The 17,928-nt window shown below is 74.0% G+C and carries 15 protein-coding genes and 1 pseudogene; 7 read left to right on the top strand and 9 right to left on the bottom strand.

Annotated elements, in window-relative coordinates:
• Window positions 1–289 precede the first annotated feature (289 nt).
• A complete protein-coding gene (locus ABZX67_RS06235) occupies window positions 290–1,639 on the top strand; it encodes a PAS domain S-box protein (RefSeq protein WP_355355364.1) in 1,350 nt (449 codons plus the stop codon).
• Between the two features lie 41 nt (window positions 1,640–1,680).
• Here the strand turns inward: ABZX67_RS06235 and ABZX67_RS06230 are convergent, their stop codons facing one another.
• From ABZX67_RS06230 to ABZX67_RS06215, 4 genes are read right to left on the bottom strand one after another with little or no spacing between them, the layout of a single operon-like run.
• On the bottom strand, window positions 1,681–2,919 hold the full coding sequence (locus ABZX67_RS06230; RefSeq protein WP_355355361.1) for an ABC transporter permease: 1,239 nt from the start codon (window positions 2,917–2,919) through the stop codon (window positions 1,681–1,683).
• Window positions 2,919–3,602 carry an ABC transporter ATP-binding protein gene (locus tag ABZX67_RS06225; RefSeq protein WP_355355358.1) on the bottom strand — a complete coding sequence of 228 codons (684 nt, stop codon included), beginning with the start codon at window positions 3,600–3,602 and terminating at the stop codon, window positions 2,919–2,921. Before ABZX67_RS06225 ends, ABZX67_RS06230 begins: the two co-directional genes overlap by 1 nt.
• Window positions 3,603–3,621: 19 nt before the next feature.
• The gene (locus tag ABZX67_RS06220) at window positions 3,622–4,650 is read right to left on the bottom strand and encodes a peptidoglycan-binding protein (protein ID WP_355355355.1); all 1,029 of its coding nucleotides are present in this window, start codon (window positions 4,648–4,650) and stop codon (window positions 3,622–3,624) included.
• A complete protein-coding gene (locus ABZX67_RS06215; RefSeq protein ID WP_355355352.1) occupies window positions 4,647–5,132 on the bottom strand; it encodes a hypothetical protein in 486 nt (161 codons plus the stop codon). The genes ABZX67_RS06220 and ABZX67_RS06215 overlap by 4 nt, the downstream gene beginning before the upstream one ends.
• Window positions 5,133–5,221: 89 nt before the next feature.
• On the opposite strand from ABZX67_RS06215, the pseudogene ABZX67_RS06210 reads away from it, so the two are divergent.
• Window positions 5,222–5,879: pseudogene (locus ABZX67_RS06210) on the top strand (response regulator transcription factor).
• 251 nt (window positions 5,880–6,130) lie between these two features.
• Window positions 6,131–7,060, top strand: coding sequence for an ATP-binding protein (locus tag ABZX67_RS06205; RefSeq protein ID WP_355355665.1), 930 nt, complete (start codon window positions 6,131–6,133; stop codon window positions 7,058–7,060).
• Here the strand turns inward: ABZX67_RS06205 and ABZX67_RS06200 are convergent.
• Window positions 7,054–7,809, bottom strand: coding sequence for an SIS domain-containing protein (locus ABZX67_RS06200; RefSeq protein ID WP_355355349.1), 756 nt, complete (start codon window positions 7,807–7,809; stop codon window positions 7,054–7,056). The two genes, ABZX67_RS06205 and ABZX67_RS06200, sit on opposite strands and share 7 nt — an antisense overlap.
• Before the next feature lie 160 nt (window positions 7,810–7,969).
• Between ABZX67_RS06200 and ABZX67_RS06195 the strand changes: the two genes are divergently transcribed.
• Together ABZX67_RS06195 and ABZX67_RS06190 are read left to right on the top strand one after the other, a co-directional pair.
• Complete coding sequence (locus tag ABZX67_RS06195; RefSeq protein ID WP_355355346.1) at window positions 7,970–8,662, top strand: metal-dependent transcriptional regulator; 693 nt, start codon at window positions 7,970–7,972, stop codon at window positions 8,660–8,662.
• A 490-nt stretch (window positions 8,663–9,152) separates the two neighbouring features.
• On the top strand, window positions 9,153–10,025 hold the full coding sequence (locus tag ABZX67_RS06190) for an alpha/beta hydrolase (RefSeq protein WP_355355343.1): 873 nt from the start codon (window positions 9,153–9,155) through the stop codon (window positions 10,023–10,025).
• Between the two features lie 73 nt (window positions 10,026–10,098).
• Here ABZX67_RS06190 and ABZX67_RS06185 read toward each other — a convergent pair whose 3' ends face one another.
• The 3 genes from ABZX67_RS06185 to ABZX67_RS06175 form a co-directional block, all read right to left on the bottom strand.
• Window positions 10,099–11,688, bottom strand: a complete 1,590-nt coding sequence (locus tag ABZX67_RS06185) for a transporter (protein WP_355355340.1) — start codon at window positions 11,686–11,688, stop codon at window positions 10,099–10,101.
• A complete protein-coding gene (locus ABZX67_RS06180; RefSeq protein WP_355355337.1) occupies window positions 11,685–12,476 on the bottom strand; it encodes an ABC transporter ATP-binding protein in 792 nt (263 codons plus the stop codon). Before ABZX67_RS06180 ends, ABZX67_RS06185 begins: the two co-directional genes overlap by 4 nt.
• 107 nt (window positions 12,477–12,583) lie before the next feature.
• On the bottom strand, window positions 12,584–13,261 hold the full coding sequence (locus ABZX67_RS06175) for a bifunctional DNA primase/polymerase (RefSeq protein ID WP_355355334.1): 678 nt from the start codon (window positions 13,259–13,261) through the stop codon (window positions 12,584–12,586).
• A gap of 350 nt (window positions 13,262–13,611) precedes the next feature.
• Here ABZX67_RS06175 and ABZX67_RS06170 point away from each other — a divergent pair, with 350 nt between their 5' ends.
• Both ABZX67_RS06170 and ABZX67_RS06165 read left to right on the top strand, forming a co-directional pair.
• Window positions 13,612–14,994 carry a transcriptional regulator gene (locus ABZX67_RS06170; RefSeq protein WP_355355331.1) on the top strand — a complete coding sequence of 461 codons (1,383 nt, stop codon included), beginning with the start codon at window positions 13,612–13,614 and terminating at the stop codon, window positions 14,992–14,994.
• Between the two features lie 143 nt (window positions 14,995–15,137).
• The gene (locus ABZX67_RS06165) at window positions 15,138–16,469 is read left to right on the top strand and encodes a hypothetical protein (protein ID WP_355355328.1); all 1,332 of its coding nucleotides are present in this window, start codon (window positions 15,138–15,140) and stop codon (window positions 16,467–16,469) included.
• 45 nt (window positions 16,470–16,514) lie between these two features.
• On the opposite strand, the gene ABZX67_RS06160 is transcribed toward ABZX67_RS06165, so the two are convergent.
• Entirely contained in the window at window positions 16,515–17,807 is a 1,293-nt protein-coding gene (locus ABZX67_RS06160) for an ABC transporter substrate-binding protein (RefSeq protein WP_355355325.1), read from the bottom strand.
• Between the last annotated feature and the right edge of the window lie 121 nt (window positions 17,808–17,928).

The following is a 17,928-nucleotide window of genomic DNA, read 5'->3' as shown; positions in this document are numbered from 1 at the left end:
GATGTGCCGACGAGCCCGCGGGCCGGTGACTGCTGGGGATTACGGCAGGAGGCCTGCCGCCTTTGCACAGAGTGCGACAACAGGCCTCAGCCCGCAGTCACCTCACGCATCCGAAAAGAAACCACTTCCGGATCACCTCCTTTCCTGTGTGCCCACACACTAAGAACGGGTCCGGCGGCCGCACAACGCATTTTCGCGAACGGGCTGTGTCCTGGGTCACCTTCCAGTTCAATGACCGCAGGTGAGTACAGGAGAACAGGTTGGGACACGTCCTGCAGGGGGTGCCGGGATGACTGCGTCCAAGAGCGAGACGGCGACCGGTGAGCGCGGATCGGACGAGCTGCTCGCCGCGCTGCTGGACGGGATGGACGCGGCGCTCTGTGCGTTCGACGCCGAAGGGGTGGTCACCCACTGGAACCGCGAGGCCGAGCGGATCCTCGGCTGGACCGCCGAGGAGGCCGTCGGGCGGCCCGGGCTCGGCGGGTGGGCCGCGCGGGCCGAGGACGCCGAGGAGGTGCGGAAGCGGCTGGCCGGGGTCATGGGGGCGGCCGGGCGGCAGGTGCACGAGTTCCCGCTGCTGCGCAAGGACGGCGGGCGGGTCCTCGTACGGACGCAGTCGGCCGGTGTGCGCGGCGCGGACGGCCGCCCGGCGGGGGTGTACTGCGCGTTCAGCGAGGTGCACGCGCAGATCGACCTGGAGCGGTCCATCGCGCTCAGCGAGGCGCTGTTCGAGGACGCCGCCTGGGGCGTCGTGCTCGTGGACGTCGACCTGCGCCCCGCCGTCGTCAACGCGCACGCCGCCCGGGCGCTGGGCTCCGGGCGTACGGCGGTGCTGGGGCGGCCGCTCGGCGAGCTGGTCGTGCAGGGCGTGGAGGAGCTGGAGGGCGCGCTCCAGCACGTCCTGGCGCAGGGCGCGCCCCGGGGGCTCGCCGAGCTGTGGGTGACCGTGCGGACGGCGGAGGGCGAGCGGCGGCGGTGCTGGCGCAGCGGCTTCCTGCGGCTGGCGTCCCCGCTCGCGGAGGAGCCGGTGCCGCTGGGCGTCGGCTGGCTGTTCCAGGACGTGACCGAGGCCAAGCTCGCGGAACAGGAGGCCGACCGGCTGCGGTTCCGCTCCAGCCAGCTGCACCGCGCGGGCGCGGCGGCGGCGGAGTGCGAGGACCCGATGCAGGCGGCGGCCGTGTACCTGGACTTCGCGCTCGCCGGATTCGCCGACCACGTCGTGCTCGACCTGCTCGACCCGCCCGACCCGCCCGACCCGCTCGCCCCGGCTCCGGGCGAACGCCTCATCCGCGCGGCGGCGTCGCCCTCCGGCGCGCCCGGCCCCGTCGCGCGCGTGGCGGGCGGGGGCATCCCCGTGCGGTACGGCCCCGGCCACCCGGCCCTCCAGGCGGTGGACCGCGCCGGTTCGGTACGGGCCAGCGCCACGTCCGAGACCTGGGCCGCGGAACGCCAGTGGCCCCGGGACGCGGCCCACGCCCTCTGCGTGGTCCTGCGCAGCCGGGGCCGCACCCTGGGCGTGGTGACCTTCCTCCGCTGCGCGGCCAGACCCGCCTTCGAGCGACCGGACGCGGCGTACGCGGAGAGCGTGGCGGTACGGGTGGCGGGGTCGGTGGACCTGGCGTCGGTACGGGACGCCTGAGACGTCCCGAACCGCCGGGCCCCCGCCCCGCAGCCCGGGCGCTACGCCGCGTGCAGCGCCAGCGTCGGTGACAGCCGGGCCGCCCGCACCGCCGGGTACAGGCCCGCCACCGTGCCGATCGCCAGGGTCGCGGCGAAGCCGCCGCCCACCGCCCAGGGCGGGACGACCCACGGCAGGCCGCCGGAGGCGGCGTACGCGCCCGTCGCCGCCGCGCCGAGGGCCACGCCCGCGACGCCGCCGAGGCCCGACAGCATCAGCGACTCGGTGACGAACTGCACCCGGATCTGGCCCCGCGTCGCGCCCAGCGAGCGGCGCAGGCCGATCTCGTGGCGGCGCTCGAGCACCGAGATGATCATGGTGTTGGCCACCCCGACCCCGCCCACGAGCAGGGCGATGCCACCGAGCCCCAGCAGCAGCGTGGAGAACGCGCCCTCCGTCGCCGCCTTGGCTCGCAGCGCCGACGACGGGTCGGTCACCCGCACGTTCTGCGGGCCGCGCGGGTCCACGGTCGCCGCGAGCACCGCGCGGACGTCCCGTACCGACGCGTCCGTGGACCGCTCGTACACCGACGTCGGGTGCCCGTCGAAGCCGAGCAGCTCCTCCGCGGCCGACCAGCCCACCAGCGCCGAGCGCTCGATCTCCGGCGCGAGCGGCAGCGGGGTGAGGATGCCGACGACCGTGAAGTACCGGTCGCCGAGCCACACCTGACGGCCCGGCTCGGTGACGCCGAGCCGTTCGGCGGCGACATGGCCCAGCACCACCGCCGGATAGCGGCCGTTGGCGCCGTTCAGCCAGGTGCCCCGGGCCACCTCGCCGCGCAGCACCTCCAGCAGCTCCTCCGTGGCGGCCTTGACCGCGATGCCGCCCGTCTCCTCCTCCGGGATCTTCTCGGAGCGGCGCACCGACCGCGCCACATCGCCCGTCGCGCCGACGTGTTCGACGCCGTCGATGCGGCCGACCATCCCGGGCGCGTCCTTCGGCAGCTTGACCTCCTGCCCGGCGAACATCGACTCGCCGGGCGTCGCCACCAGCATGTTCGTGCCCAGCGCGTCCAGCTGACGCATCAACTGCGCCTTGCTGGACGCCGAGATCCCCACCACCGCGATCATCGTCGCGATCCCGATGGCGATGCCGAGCGCGGACAGCACGATCCGCACGGGCCGGCTGCGCAGCCCCGCGGAGCCCACGTGCAGGACGTCGCGCGGCCCGAGCCGCGCCGCCTTCAGCCGTGCCGCCCTCGGCTTCGCCGCCGTCAGCTCCGTACGCGTACGGGAGGACATCAGGCCGCCACCTCCCGTACGTCCGCGACGATCCGGCCGTCCCGGATCCGCACCCGGCGCGGCAGCCGGTCCGCGACCTCCGTGTCGTGCGTGATGACGGCGATCGTGGCGCCCTCCGCGTTCAGGTCGCGCAGCAGCTCCATGACGGCCTCCCCGGACGCCGAGTCCAGCGCCCCGGTCGGTTCGTCGGCCAGCAGCAGGTCCGGCTGCCCGACGACCGCCCGCGCGATGGCGACGCGCTGCTTCTGCCCGCCGGACAGCTCGTGCGGCCGGTGCCTCAGCCGGTCGGCGAGCCCCACGCGGGCGAGCGCCTCGGCGGCCAGGGCCCGGCGCCGGGCGCGCGGCAGGCCCGAGTAGAGGAGCCCTTCGGCGACGTTGTCCTGGGCGCTCACCCCCGGCACCAGGTGGAACGCCTGGAACACGAAGCCGATGTGCCGGGCGCGCAGCGCCGACAGGCGCCGGTCGGACAGCGCCGCCACGTCGTGCCCGGCGATCTCCACGCTCCCCGCCGTCGGCCGGTCGAGGGTGCCGACGATGTGCAGCAGCGTCGACTTGCCGGACCCGGACGGGCCGACGATCCCGACGAGCTCGCCCTGCCCGACGGTGAGGTCCACGCCGGCTAGCGCCGTGACGCCGCCCGCGTACTCCGTGGTGACCCCGCAGAGCCGTACGACCGTGCTCACAGGGACGGCACCCCGACCTTCATGCCCTCGCGCAGCCCGCCGCCGCTGACCTCCACGCGGCGAACATGCCGAGCTCCACCTTCACGTCCCGGGCGCGGCCGTTCTCGACCACCTCCACGCCGAAACCGCCTCCTGGGAGGGCCAGCAGGGCGTTGACGGGGACGGACAGGACGTTCTTGCGGGTCTCGCCGGTGAGGTTCACAGTGACCGGCGACTGGTCGAGCGCCTTGACCTTCTCCGGGTCGTCGAACGACACCGTGATGTCGATCTTCGGCGTCTTGTCCTGCGGGTCCTCGCCCGCCTTCGCCGTCTTCCCCACACCCGTGACCTCGCCGGGTACGACCGTGCCGTCCGGCAGCTCGACCGTGACCCTGGTGCCGGTCTTCGCGAGGGAGCCGTCGCCGACGGGGAGCTGGAACCGTACGGTGCGTTCGGCGCCGGTGACCGTCAGGACCGGCTTGCCCGGCCCGACCGGGTCCCCGACCGCCCCGCCCGCCTCCTTCACCCGCACCGGACCGTCCGCGAACGCCACCTGCTCCGGGCCGATGTGCCCGGTCCGCTTCAGGCCGTGGGACTTCTGCCACCGCTTGACGGCCTCGGCCGTGCCGTCGGTGTACTTCTCGTCGACGGCGAGCCCGGAGCCGTACCCGAGGGCGCGGAGGTTCTCCTCCAGCTGCTCGACGTCCCGCCCCTCGTCGCCCGGCTTCAGCGTCCGGTACATCGGCCCGGTGCCGTACAGCAGCCGTACGGGCGCGCCGTCGACCTCGTACAGCCGCTCGTCGCGCTCGACGGTCGAGCCGGCGCCCGCGGTCCAGGTCAGGGTTCCGGAGAGGGGGCCCGCATGGATACGGCGCTCCTTGGCGTAGCCGAGGGTGCCGGTCTGCCGGCTGCTGTCGCTGAGGTCGCCCCGCTCGACGGCGGCGGTGGCGGTGGCCGTCTTCTCCGGTGCGGACTCCCGCTCCGGCGCGCTGTAGGCGGTGACGGCGGCGCCGCTGCCCGCGAGCACCACCAGGGCGCCGATCGCGACGGCGAGGCGGCGGCGGGTCACCGGGCCTCACCTCCGCACACCTTCATCGCCTTGTCGAACTTCTCCTTCTCCGGTCCGGCCGTCGGCATGGGCAGCGCCTGCTGCGCCGCCCCGTCGAACTTCGGGTCGGGCATGTTGACGCCGTTCTCCCGCATGCAGCGGGCGAACGCCAGTGCCTTGTCCTTGTCGGCCTGGGTGAGCTCCCCGGAGCTCCCTGCCCCGCCGCCGCCCTTCCCCCGGCACGCCTGGAACGCCTTGTCCATCTGCTCCTTGCTCACATTGCCGCCGATGGCGAGAGAGCGCGGATCCTGGCCGGGCTTCGGCTCGGGCACGTCGAGACCCTGCTCGCGCAGGCACGTCCGGTACTCCAGGGCCTGGTCGGCCTTCTTGCCCTCGCCGCTGACGTCGTCGTTCTTCGGGGCGGCCTCCGTACCGGAGCAGGCGGCGGCGAGCAGGGCCAGGGCGGCGAGAGCGGTGCAGTGTCGGATCTTCGTGGTCCTCATGGCCGGGAGCGTGGCGCGGACCGGTGTTTCGTTTCTCTCAGCGCCGCCTTTACACCGACGAAAGGCCGGTGTGGGCTACACAGGGAGCCATGCGCGTACTGGTGGTGGAGGACGAGGAGTTCCTCGCGGAGATGATCGCCGAGGGACTGCGCCGTGACGCGCTCGCCGTCGACGTCGCGGCGGACGGCGCCGAGGCGCTGCGCAAGCTGTCCTTCGGGGCGTACGACGTGATGGTCCTGGACCGGGACCTGCCGGGCGTCCACGGCGACGAGGTGTGCCGGCGGGTGGTGCGGCAGGGGCTCCTGACCCGGATCCTCATGCTGACGGCGTCCGGGACCGTACGGGACCGGGTGGACGGCCTCGGCCTGGGCGCCGACGACTACCTGACCAAGCCGTTCGCGTACGACGAGCTCCTCGCGCGCGTCCTGGCCCTCGGCCGCCGGGCCCGCCCCGCGCTGCCGCCCGTCATCGAACGGGCCGGGATCGTCCTGGACACGGCCCGCCGCCACGCCGACCGGGACGGCCGGCCGCTGCACCTGTCCCGCAAGGAGTTCCGTCCTGGAGGCGCTGCTGCGCGCGGACGGGGCGGTGGTCAGCGGCGAGGACCTGATCGAGCAGGTGTGGGAGGAGCACACCAGCTACCGCACCAACGCCGTACGGGTCACCCTGAGCAAGCTGCGCGCCAAGCTGGGCGAGCCGCCGGTGGTGGAGACGGTGCAGGGCGCGGGCTACCGGATCGCCTCGTGAAGCTCGTGACGAGCGAGCGCGGCCGGCTGACGGCCCTGTACGGCGGGCTGCTCGTGGTGGCCGGGGTGCTGCTCACGGGCGTGGTGTACCTGCTCGTACGGCAGGGGCTGTACTCGTCGATCAGCACGGCCGTGACGACGGCCGTACCGGGCCGGTCGTTCGACGCCGCGGTGCCGTGGCCGCAGCCGAGCAGCCCGGCCGTACCGGCCAGTCCCGGGCCGGTGCCCTCGGACTCGGCCGTCCGCGCGTACATGGTCACCCGGGAACTCAGCGGCGCCGCCGAGGAGGCCGCGCTGGGCCGGCTGCTCACCGTGTCGCTGACGGCCCTCGGCATGTACGCGATGGCGTCGGTGGCGCTGGCGTGGTGGATGGCCGGGCGGGTGCTGCGGCCGGTCGCGGTGATCACCGAGACGGCGCGGCGGCTGTCCGGCGAGAACCTCCACGAGAGGATCGGCCTCACCGGGCCGCCGGGGGAGCTGAAGCGGCTCGCGGACACCTTCGACGGGATGCTGGAGCGGATGGAGCGGCTGGTCTCCGCCCAGCAGCGGTTCGCGGCCAACGCGGCGCACGAGCTGCGTACGCCGGTGGCGGTGCAGCGGGCCGCGGCGGAGATCGGCCTGGCGGGGCAGCCGGACCCGGAGCGGGTGGCCCGCATCCGTACGAAGCTGCTCGCCGTCGCCGAGGACAGCGAGCGGATCATCGACGGGCTGTTGCTGCTGGCCGCCTCCGAGCAGGGCCTGGAGCGCCGCGAGCCGGTACGCGTCGACGAGGTCGCCCGCGCGGCGGCGGAGGCGCTGGCGGCGGAGGCGGCGCGGCGCGAGGTGACCGTCGAGACCGAGGCGCGGCCGCTGACGATCGCGGGCGACGCGGTCCTGCTGGACCGCCTGGTGCACAACCTGGTCGCGAACGCCGTCCGCCACAACCGGCCGGGCGGCCGCGTCCGCCTCCGGACGGGCCCGTCGGGCGTCGAGGTCTCCAACACGGGCCCCGAGGTGGCGCCGGACGCGGTCCCGCTCCTCTTCGAACCCTTCCACCACTCCGGGGGCGAGGGCGCGGGGCTGGGTCTCTCGATCGTCGAGTCGATCGCGCACGCCCACGGAGCGACGGCGACGGCCACCCCGAACCCGCCCCCGTCGGGCGGCCTGACGGTCCGGGTCGCGTTCGCCCCTGTGCCTCAGTGACGGAAGAAGATCCGGTCCGCGTACTCGCCCATCACGCGGCCGTTCCACTCGTGCCCGCCGTCGACGTTGCCGGACCGGAGCAGCGGCGGCTCGATGCCGCGGGCCACGAGGGCCTCGGTCGCCGCCGCCATCACCGCCTGCATCAGCGCGCTGGTGACCACCGTGGACGCCGGGGCGAAGGGCGCCTCCACGCCCTCGTGCGTGAGCTCCGCGTCGCCCACCGCGATCTTGGAGTCCAGCACGATGTCGCAGTGGTCCTTCAGGAAGGTGCCCGACGCGTGCCGGGACTTCGTCTCCTCCGCGTACGCCGCCGAGGTCACGCCGACGACCTTCAGGCCCAGCGCCCGCGCGTTCATCGCCATCTCGACGGGGAGGGCGTTGCGGCCGGAGAGCGAGACGACGATCAGCAGGTCGCCGGCGCGGGCCGGTGAGGAGTCGAGGACCGCGCCCGCCAGGCCGTCCACGCGCTCCAGCGCGGAGCCGAGCGTGGCGGGCATGACGTCGACGCCGACGACGCCCGGCACGGCGAGCAGGTTCACCAGCGCGAGCCCGCCGGCGCGGTAGACCACGTCCTGGGCGGCGAGCGAGGAGTGGCCGGCGCCGAAGGCGAAGAGGCGGCCCCCCGCGGCGACGGTGTCGGCGATGGCGGCGCCCGCGGCGGCGACGTTCTCCGCCTCCTCGTCCCGCACCCGTTGCAGCAGACCGATCGCGGCGTCGAAGTACCGGCCGGCCAGCTTGCTCTCGCCCATGGCTCGGAGCTCCTTCTCCTCGTGGCGCTCGGTCGTCCCGCGCTCACGTTGCGGTCTGGACCATTGGTCTGTCAATACCGGCTCCCCGCCTGCCGAAGACGGTTGTCAGCGCGATGCGTCAGAATTGAGGAAGGGCCAGCGCACGAATCGAGGGGCATGTATGTCCGGACTGATCGACACCACGGAGATGTATCTCCGCACCATCCTCGAGCTGGAGGAGGAAGGTGTGGTGCCCATGCGCGCCCGCATCGCCGAGCGGCTCGACCAGAGCGGCCCGACCGTCAGCCAGACGGTCGCCCGCATGGAGCGCGACGGCCTGGTCACCGTGGCCGGTGACCGCCACCTGGAGCTCACCGAGGAGGGCCGCCGCCTGGCCACCCGCGTGATGCGCAAGCACCGGCTCGCCGAGTGCCTGCTCGTCGACGTGATCGGCCTGGAGTGGGAGCAGGTCCACGCGGAGGCGTGCCGCTGGGAGCACGTGATGAGCGAGGCCGTCGAGCGCCGCGTCCTGGAGCTGCTGCGGCACCCCACGGAGTCGCCGTACGGCAACCCGATCCCGGGCCTGGAGGAGCTGGGCGAGGAGGCGGGGGCGGAGGCCTTCCTCGACGAGGGCATGGTGTCGCTGGCCGAGCTCGACGCGGGCGCGGAGGGCAAGACCGTGGTGGTCCGCCGGATCGGCGAGCCGATCCAGACGGACGCCCAGCTCATGTACACGCTGCGCCGCGCGGGCGTGCAGCCCGGCTCGGTGGTCAGCGTGACGGAGTCCCCCGGCGGAGTCCTGGTCGGCAGTGGCGGCGAGGCCGCGGAGCTCGGCGCGGACGTCGCCTCCCACGTCTTCGTCGCCAAGCGCTAGGCACGGCACACGGCGCTTCCGGGAGCGTCACTTACCTCCGGTTACTTCCGGAATGGCAGCGCACGCGCCCTCCCGCGTGCCACGCTTGGCCCAGGCATATGACCTGAGGTGCGAGCCGGGGCCGGGGGCCCGGGGAGGGAGCACGGGATGCGCCGCACCGGCGTGCGGGGCGCGCGGGTTCACCGCGTGCCCCGGTGGCATGGGCCTGGGCATACGAAAAGCCCCGGCGCCTTTCGGCGCCGGGGCCTTGCCTCCCCTGTGCTGACCCGGAGCCCCGAGCTCTCAGGGTCATCCCCCTCGGACCGGTTTTCCCCGAGCGGTCCGCCTCCCGATGAAGATCTCCCCTCGGTCACGCCCGTCAATCCTTGAGCGGCGTCACTCGAACGAGCGGTGTTATGCCCCGGAACCCGATTTTCGAATACGGGTTCGATACTGTGGGCGCCAGTACGAGACAGCGAGACGGACGAGAGAGAAGGGGGTGCCAGGACGCATGGTGCGACGTATCGACCTGACCGCGGCCGACGGCTTACGCCTCGCCGCCTGGGAGTTCGCCGACCCGCCCAAGGACCAGGCGGCGGGTGAAGCGGTCCCCGGCGTCCTGCTCCTCCACGGCCTGATGGGCCGCGCCTCCCACTGGGCCGGCACCGCCCGCTGGCTCGCCGAGCGGCACCGCGCCGTCGCGCTCGACCAGCGCGGGCACGGCCACAGCGACAAGCCCGCCGACGGCCCGTTCACGCGCGAGGCGTACGTCGCCGACGCCGCCGCCGCGATCGAGCAGCTGGGCCTCGCCCCCGCCATCGTCATCGGCCACTCCATGGGCGCCCTGACGGCCTGGCAGCTCGCCGCCGAGCGGCCCGACCTGGTCCGCGCCCTCGTCATCTGCGACATGCGCGCCTCCGCGCTCGGCGCCGCCTCCCAGCGCGAGTGGGAGCAGTGGTTCCGCTCCTGGCCCGTCCCCTTCGCCACCCTCGCCGACGTACGCAAGTGGTTCGGCGAGGACGACCCCCGGCTGGAGCGGCCCAGCCCCGCGCGCGGCGCGTTCTTCGCCGAGGTGATGGCCGAGCGGGAGGACGGCTGGTATCCGCTCTTCTCCCGGCGCCAGATGCTCACCTCCCGCGAGACCTGGGTCCACGACGCCCACTGGGACGCGCTCGCCCAGGTCCGCTGCCCCGCCCTCGTCGTCCGCGGCCTCGACGGCGAACTGGGCCGCGCGGAGGCACAGGAGATGGTCCGCGTCCTGCCCCAGGGCCGGTACGCCGAGGTGTCCGACGCCGGACACCTCGTCCACTACGACCGTCCGGACGCCTGGCGCGCCGTGCTGGAGCCCTTCCTCGCCGGGCTGGACCCCATCGTGATGCCCTAGGCCCCTGCGGGTCTGGGGAGACCCCATGCGCCAGACGCCACTCGCTGATCCAGCCTGATCCAAACGAAAGCCCCTAGCCCTTGCTGACCGCCGCGAGGATCTCCGGCAGGCGCTCCGCCGTGCGCGGCGCCGCCAGCCGCAGCCCCGCCCAGGTGAGCAGCGCGCCCCACGCGACACCCAGCGGCAGCACCAGCCACAGCCATGACGCGGCGCCGGTGACGTGCAGCGCGACCGTCAGCCCGATCAGCGGCGCGCTCAGCACCGCCGCCGCGAGCATGCCGCCCATCAGCGACATCCACGCCAGCCCCGCCTGCCCCGGCGCCACGTTCTTGTAGCCGCTGTCCTGCGGGATGGAGTACGGGAAGCGGGCCGACGCCACCGCGCCCGTGCCCAGCATCGCGCCCAGCACCGCGAAGGACAGGCCCAGCGCCTCCGGCAGCCCGGCCCAGTCCCCGAGGATCGCCGCCGTCAGGGCCGTCACCAGCACCACGTACGGCACGGTGATCAGCAGCAGCGCGGCGGCGCGCGCCCGCAGCTCGTCGTAGGCGTCCCGCGTCGAGGAGATCGCCATCGCGACCATCCAGAAGGCGGAGGTGTCCTGCCCGAACTGGTTGTACATCTGGATGCCGAGCATCCCGGCCGCCACGCACGCCAAGTAGACCGAACCCGTGCCCTGCAGCGCGTTGAACAGCGGCACGATCAGCCCGATCGCCAGCGAGGTCACCCACGCCGCCTTGGTCTTGGGGTCCCGCCACACATACCGCAGGCTGCGCTGCATCACCGTGCCCGTACGCCCCTCGGGCCACAGCCGCCCCGACGGACTCCCGGCCGACGCCGACTCGCGGCGCGACGGACGCGAGGCCGCCGCCAGCGTCGAGCCGTCCGGCGTCGTCATCAGCCGCACCAGGCTGCGACGCCACCCGTACAACAGGCCGGCCAGCGCCACCACGGTCAGCAGCAGCCCGGCCGCCGCCTCCCCGTACGCGCCCTCGCCCGCCGACCCCACCGCGCCGACCGCCGACGCCGGCGGGATCCACCGCACCACCTCCGCGAGCGGCTCCAGCTCCGCGAGCCCGCCCGACCGGGTGAGCCGCTGCACCCCGAAGTTGACGACCTGGGCGCCCACCGCGATCAGCAGACCGCTCAGCACCGCCAGGTCCCGTCCCCGACGCGAGGTCAGCAGCCGGATGTTCGCCGCCGCGACCGCCCGCGCCAGCGCCACGCACACCAGCAGCACCAGCGGTACGGCCACCACCGCCACCACCACGGCGGCCGCCCCGCGCGCCAACGCGAACCCCGCGCCCACCGCCATGCACAGCGTGAACAGCGGCCCGATGCCCACCAGCGACGACACCAGCAACGCCCGCACCAGCGGCCCCGGCCGCAGCGGCAGCATCACCAGCCGCGTCGGATCGAGCGTCTCGTCACCGCCCGGGAAGAACAGTGGCGCCACCGCCCACCCCAGCGCCAGCAGCGCCGTCAGCAACACCACCACCGCGGCCGCCTGCGCGTGCCCGCGCAGCAGCACCAGACCGAGCAACAGTCCCGCCGCGCACACCAGCGTGAACACCATCGACGTGACGTACACGGCCGTACGCCCCGCCGACTGCCGCAGCCCGTTGCGCAGCAGCGACAGCTTCAGCCGTACGAAGACCGAGATCACCGGCCACCGCCCAGCCAGTCGAGCGACTCGCCCGCGTCCCGCCCCCGCGCGCCCACCAGTTCCAGGAACGCCGCCTGGAGGGACGGCGCACCGCCCCGCACCTCGGCCAGCGTGCCCTGGGCGCGGATCCGGCCGGCCGCCATCACCGCGACCCAGTCGCAGAGCGACTCCACCAGCTCCATCACATGGCTGGAGAAGACCACCGTCGCGCCGGAAGCGGTGTACCGCTCCAGCACCCCCCGGATCGTCTGCGCCGACACCGGGTCGACGCCCTCGAACGGCTCGTCCAGGAAGAGCACTTCGGGGTTGTGCAGCAGCGCCGCCGCCAGCCCGATCTTCTTGCGCATCCCGGTCGAGTAGTCCACCACCAGCTTGTGCTGGGAGCCCGCCAGGTCGAGCACGTCCAGCAGTTGCGCCGCCCGCTTGTCCACCTCGTCGCCCGGCAGCCCCCGCAGCCGCCCGGTGTACGCGAGGAGTTCACGCCCCGACAGCCGCTCGAACAGCCGCAGCCCCTCGGGCAGGACCCCGATGCGCGCCTTCACCTCGACCGGGTCGCGCCACACGTCGTGCCCGGCCACCTCCACCCGGCCCTGGTCGGGCCGCAGCAACCCCGTCACCATCGACAGCGTCGTGGTCTTGCCCGCGCCGTTCGGCCCCACGAGCCCTATGAACCGGCCCGCGGGCAGCAGCAGGTCGATCCCCGCCACGGCGGTGTGGTCGCCGAACCTCTTCCACAGCCCCTCGACCCGCACGGCGGGCGCGGCGCCCCTCGTCTCGTCGTCCGGCATGGTCACTGCCTTCCGTAGTCCCCGTATCCGCGTACCTGTTGGCACGGGGCCAGCCTACGGACGCCGCCCGGGCCGATGCAGGGGCCGCGACCGGCAGTTCGCGCTGGTCAGGCCTTCCGGGAGCGGGCAGCGGCCGCCTCGCGCCCGCACGCGTACGCCAGCGGGCTGATGAGCTCCTCGGCGTCGGGCAGCCAGCGGTTGGCGGGCGTCGGGCGGCGGGCCCACTGCACCGCGCCGTGGCCGCCGACCCGGGTCGGCGGGGCCGCGACGTAACTGCCCTCGCTCATCGCGACGAGGTCGATGGAGGTGGGCGACCAGCCCAGCTTCCGCACCAGGTCGGCCGCCTTGGCCGCGCCGCCCGGCAGGACGAAGAACTGCATCCGGCGGTTGGGTGTGCAGGTCACCGGGCCGAGCGTGAGGTCCATCCGCTCCATCCGCGCGAGCGCCAGGAAGCCCGCCGCTTCCGGCACGTCCAGCGCGTCGAAGGTGCGCCCCGTCGGCAGCAGGATCGACGCCCGGGGCTGCTTGCCCCACATGCGGCGGGCCGCGACGGCGCTGCCCGTCGCCTGCGTCGCCCAGTCCGGCCGGGCCGGGTGCGCGCCCGGCGCGGGGCAGGCCGCCTCGCCGCACGAGCACCGCTCCGTACCGTCCACCGGCTCCAGCCAGGTGCCGGGGAACACCTCCCAGTGCCGCTCTTCCGCGTACCGCACGGCGGCGTCCAGCATCTGCTCGCCTCGCTGCTGGGGGATCCGTGCGGCGTCCGTGACTCCGATGGTCTCTTCCACGGTCAGCTCAACTACCGGTCAACCGGGGGGTTACGGGGCGCGGGTGGGGAGCCGGAGGAGCATCGATTCGCCATCCGGGGCGCATGGATGCACGGCCGGGGGCGCGCGGGAGGGCCGGGAGCGGGCGGCGGGTAGCCACAGTCGGTGGGAGCCGGGCCGTAAATATGGCAGTCTCCTGTCATTGCAAGGTATTGCACGTCATTGCATGCCAATGCGCGTCATTGAACGGCATTGCATGGCATGACGCCTGTCTCTGCACAAGGCAGCGATCCGACGTCAACTTCTGCATTCTTCGCATTTCAGCCGGGCAGTGATCAACGGACTGATCACCGGCGCAACAGGGGGTAGTCATGGCAGCGAGGCCGCTCGTCGCCCGTCAGCCGAACGAACGGCTGCAGGCTCTCATCCAGGAAGCGGGGTGTTCCAACGCCGGGCTCGCCCGCCGCGTCAACATGGTCGGGCAGGAGCGCGGACTCGATCTGCGGTACGACAAGACCTCGGTGGCGCGCTGGCTGCGCGGACAGCAGCCGCGCGGGCGGGCCCCCGGCATCATCGCCGAGGCGCTGGGCCGCAAGCTGGGCCGCACGGTCACGATCGACGAGATCGGCATGGCCAACGGCAGGAACCTCGCCACCGGCGTGGGCCTGCAGTTCGCGCCCACGGTGCTCGGCGCCATCGAGCAGGTCTGCGAGCTGTGGCGCAGCGACGTGGGCCGGCGCGACTTCCTGTCCGGTTCGACGGTCGCCGCCTCCGCGCTGGTCGAGCCCAGCCGCGACTGGCTCATCACGGGCGCCGACCCCCACGTGGCACGGCAGACCGGCGCGCGCGTCGGGATGTCCGACGTCGACGCCGTACGGGCGATGACGGACGCGCTGGTGGAGCTGGACCACCGCTTCGGCAGCGGGCACGTGCGGCCGGTGGTCGTGCACTACCTCAACAGCGTGGTGTCCGGACTGCTCGCGGGCTCGTACCGGGACGCGGTAGGCCGGCAACTCTTCGGCGCTGTCGCGCGGTTGACCGAGCTCGCCGGGTACATGGCCGTGGACACCGGCCAGCCGGGGCTGGCGCAGCGGTACTACATCCAGGCCCTGCGGCTCGCCCAGGCGGCGGGGGACCGGGGGTACGGCGGGTACGTACTGGCCGCGTCCATGAGCCACTTGGCGGCCCAGCTCGGCAACCCGCGGGAGATCGCCCAGCTGGCGCGGGCCGCGCAGGAGGGCGCGCGCGGGCAGGTGACGCCGCGGGCGGAGGCGATGTTCCTGGCGGCGGAGGCACGCGGGCACGCGCTGCTCGGCGACGCGCGCACCTGCCAGGAGGTGGTGGGCCGCGCGGTGGCCGCGCTGGACCGGGCCGACCCGGAGGCGGGGGACGATCCGGCGTGGATCGCGCACTTCGACCACGCGTACCTCGCCGACGAACTGGCCCACTGCTACCGGGACCTGGGGCGGCCGGAGGAGGCGGCGCGGGCGGCGGGCGACGCGCTCGACGGGCACCCGGAGTCGCGGGCGAGGCGGCGCGCGATCGGCCTGGTCCTGCTGGCCACGGCCCAGCTCCAGCAGCGCGAGGTCGAACAGGCCTGCCACACGGGCACCCGCGCCGCGCAGTTGCTCGGCACCCTGCGCTCGTCGCGCGGCGCGGAGTACCTGGAGGACCTCCAGCACCGCCTGGAGCCGTACGCGGACGAGCCGGCGGTGCGTGAGTTCGGCGCGCGACTGGAGCTCCAGGCCGCCTAGGTCCGTTGGGCCGGCCCCGTTGGCCCGGCTTATCAGCGTTCGCGGGAGGGTTCTTGTTACTGCTGCCACACAGGTGTGCGCGGGCTGGGAGTCACCCGGTAGCGTGAACCGACGATTCCGTAGGTACACACGTAGGAGTCCCGGTGACGCAGAGCGGACAGGGTCAGGAGCCGCACCTTCCGGCGGCGCGGCCCGCGCACGAAGGTGTCGTGCTGCCCGCCGAGGGCAGCCAGACCTGGGGCGCGGGCCAGGGCCCGGGTCCGGCGGGTGCCGGGCCGGCCGGGGGCCGGCCGTGGGGCGGGCCCTGGGGCCCGCCGGGCGGCGGGCAGGAGGCCCCTGCGCAGGCGCGGCAGCCGGGGCCCCAGCAGCCCGGGGCGTACCCGCCGGGGCCGTACCAGCAGTACCCGCCGCAGCAGCACCAGCACCAGCAGCCGCCTCAGCAGCACCAGCCGCAGCCGCAGTACGGCACGGTCGCGCAGCCGCTGCCGCCGGAGATGCCCACCGGCGGGGCGTCCGACGCGGACGCCACGCAGTACCTGCCGCCGGTCGCCCGGCCGATGCCGCCCGCCGGGCCCGACGCCGAGGCGACGGCGTACCTGCCGCCCGTTCCGCCGCAGCCGTCCGGCGCGCCGTACGGCATACGCCCCGGGACCCCCGACGAGCGGCAGCCGCCGGCCGAGTTCGACAACCTCTTCCGCGACGACGCGGGCGCGGCCGCCACGCAGCACATGCCGCAGCAGCCCGCGTACCAGCAGCACCAGCACCACCCCCAGCATCAGCACCAGCCGCCGCAGCCGTACACGGAGGCGTACCAGGAGCCGGGGCCCGCGTCGCGGCGGAGGCCGAAGGTGATGCTCATCGCCGGAGTCGTCGTCGGCTGCGCGGTCGTCGGGCTCGGCGCCGGGGCGCTGCTCAGCGGCGGCGGTGACGACGCGGACGCCAAGGGCGACCACACGAGCGTCGCCGCGGCCACGTCCCCCGCGCCCGCCGACGGCAGCGCCCCGGAGGCCGCCGCCGACCCGGTCAAGGAGCAGGCCGAGGCGCTCGACAAGCTGCTCGCCGAGAGCAGCGACAGCCGTGACGCGGTGATCCGCTCCGTCGAGAACATCAAGCGGTGCGACAAGCTCGACCAGGCCGCCTCCGATCTGCGCGGCGCCGCGAACCAGCGCCGCGGCCTGGTGACCAAGCTCCAGGGGCTCAAGGTCGACAAGCTCCCGGACCACGCCGCGCTGACCGCCGCCCTCACCAAGGCGTGGCAGGCGTCCGCGTCCGCCGACGACCACTACGCGACCTGGGCGACCCAGGTGAAGGGCAAGAAGGGCTGCAAGGACGGCCGCGCGCGCAACACCGCCGACACCGCCCGGGCCAACGCGGCCAGCGGGGAGGCCACGGCCGCCAAGCGGCAGGCCTCCGGCCTGTGGAACAAGATCGCCGGCACGTACGGCCTGACCGCACGCCAGCCCCACCAGCTCTGAGGGCCGGTCAGGCCGGTCGGGCCGGTCGGCCGGTCACCGGGAGCGTCACAGTGAGCGTGCCTCGCGCAGGGTGGCGCCGGTGTCGACGAAGCCCTTCTTCTGTGCGACCAGGCGCCCTTGGCGTACGACCTGGAAGGTGACGTCCCGGTTCACTATCCGCGGGAAGCCCGGCGTGCCGAGCATGTCCTCGTAGCGCCAGCGCAGCTTGGGAGTGAGGCCGCCGGTGTCGACCTCGACGCCGCGGTCGAGGGCGTGGGAGACCTGCGAGGCGGTGATCTCCTCCGTCCGGAGCGCCTCGATCACCTGGCGCAGGACGGTGTACGCGATCCACGTGGTCTGCACGCCCGCGTCGGCCGGGTCGATGCGGTTGTCGCCGAAGGCGTGCTCCCGGATGACCTGCCGCATCGGGGCCCAGGCCGGATCGCCGGCCTCCGGGTACCAGCCGGTGATGTACGCGCCCTCGAAGGGGCCGTTCGCGCCGCCGGTGCGGTCGACGAGTGGCTGGTCGACGCTGCCGAGGACCGACGAGACCCTGACCTCGCGCCCGTCGGAGGGCAGGCGGCGGAAGGAGTCGAAGAAGTTCGCGGTGCGCTCGCCGAGCGCGGCGGTGACGCAGCCGCCCTCCTCACCGGCGCGCTTGCGGGACTGCCGCGCCGCGGCCGCGTACTCGCCGGCGTCCTCGGCGGCCGGGATGTCGGCGGCCATGCGGTGATGGCGCTGGGCGAGGCCGGAGTTGAGCAGGTGCGGCAGGTTGTCGCCGGTGACGGAGTCGGGCCGGACGAGCGAGACGCGCTCGCACGCCTCGGCGAGCTGCATGCCGTTGCCCGCGAGCAGCGCGGGCTGGCCGCCGTTCACCGGGTAGGAGAGGTAGCTGGTGAACTCGTCGTCGGAGACGCCGTACCCGCCGATGTACGGGATGCCGGCGGCCTCCAGCGGCGCCATGAAGGCGCGGCCCTGCTGGCTGTACGAGCCGACGACCGCGACCGCGCCCTCCTCGGCGGCGCGCCGGGCGCAGGCGGCGGCGCCCGCCGGGTCGTTGCGTTCGTTGCAGGTCAGGACGCGGAGCTCGTGGCCGTCGATGCCGCCGCGGGAGTTGACCCAGCGGGCGTACGCCTGGGCCATGGCGGGCATGCCGGGCATGTTGGTCGCGCGGGTGCCTTCCGGCGCCCAGGTCATCACGGTGACGGGGTCCCTGGAGCCCCCCGTGGCTCCAGGGATCACCCCGCAGCCGGTGACGAGACAGGCCGAGACGAATGCCGTCGCAGCCCTGAGGGTGAGGGTCGTGGGGAAGTGTCGTGTGGTCCAGCCGCCGTACCTGCCGTTACCGCTACCGGTCATGCCCCGCACAATTCCGCCCCATGGGTAACGCGGCAGTGTGGACGCTTCAACGCAGGGTGACGACGAGGTGAATTACGGGGTGCGGTCTGTCCGTACTGCGGGGGAACGTACGATCGAAACG

It is taken from the genome of Streptomyces sp. NPDC003036, assembly GCF_040611175.1.
Classification (GTDB): Bacteria; Actinomycetota; Actinomycetes; order Streptomycetales; family Streptomycetaceae; genus Streptomyces.
This window is presented reverse-complemented; position numbering and strand designations above follow the sequence as displayed.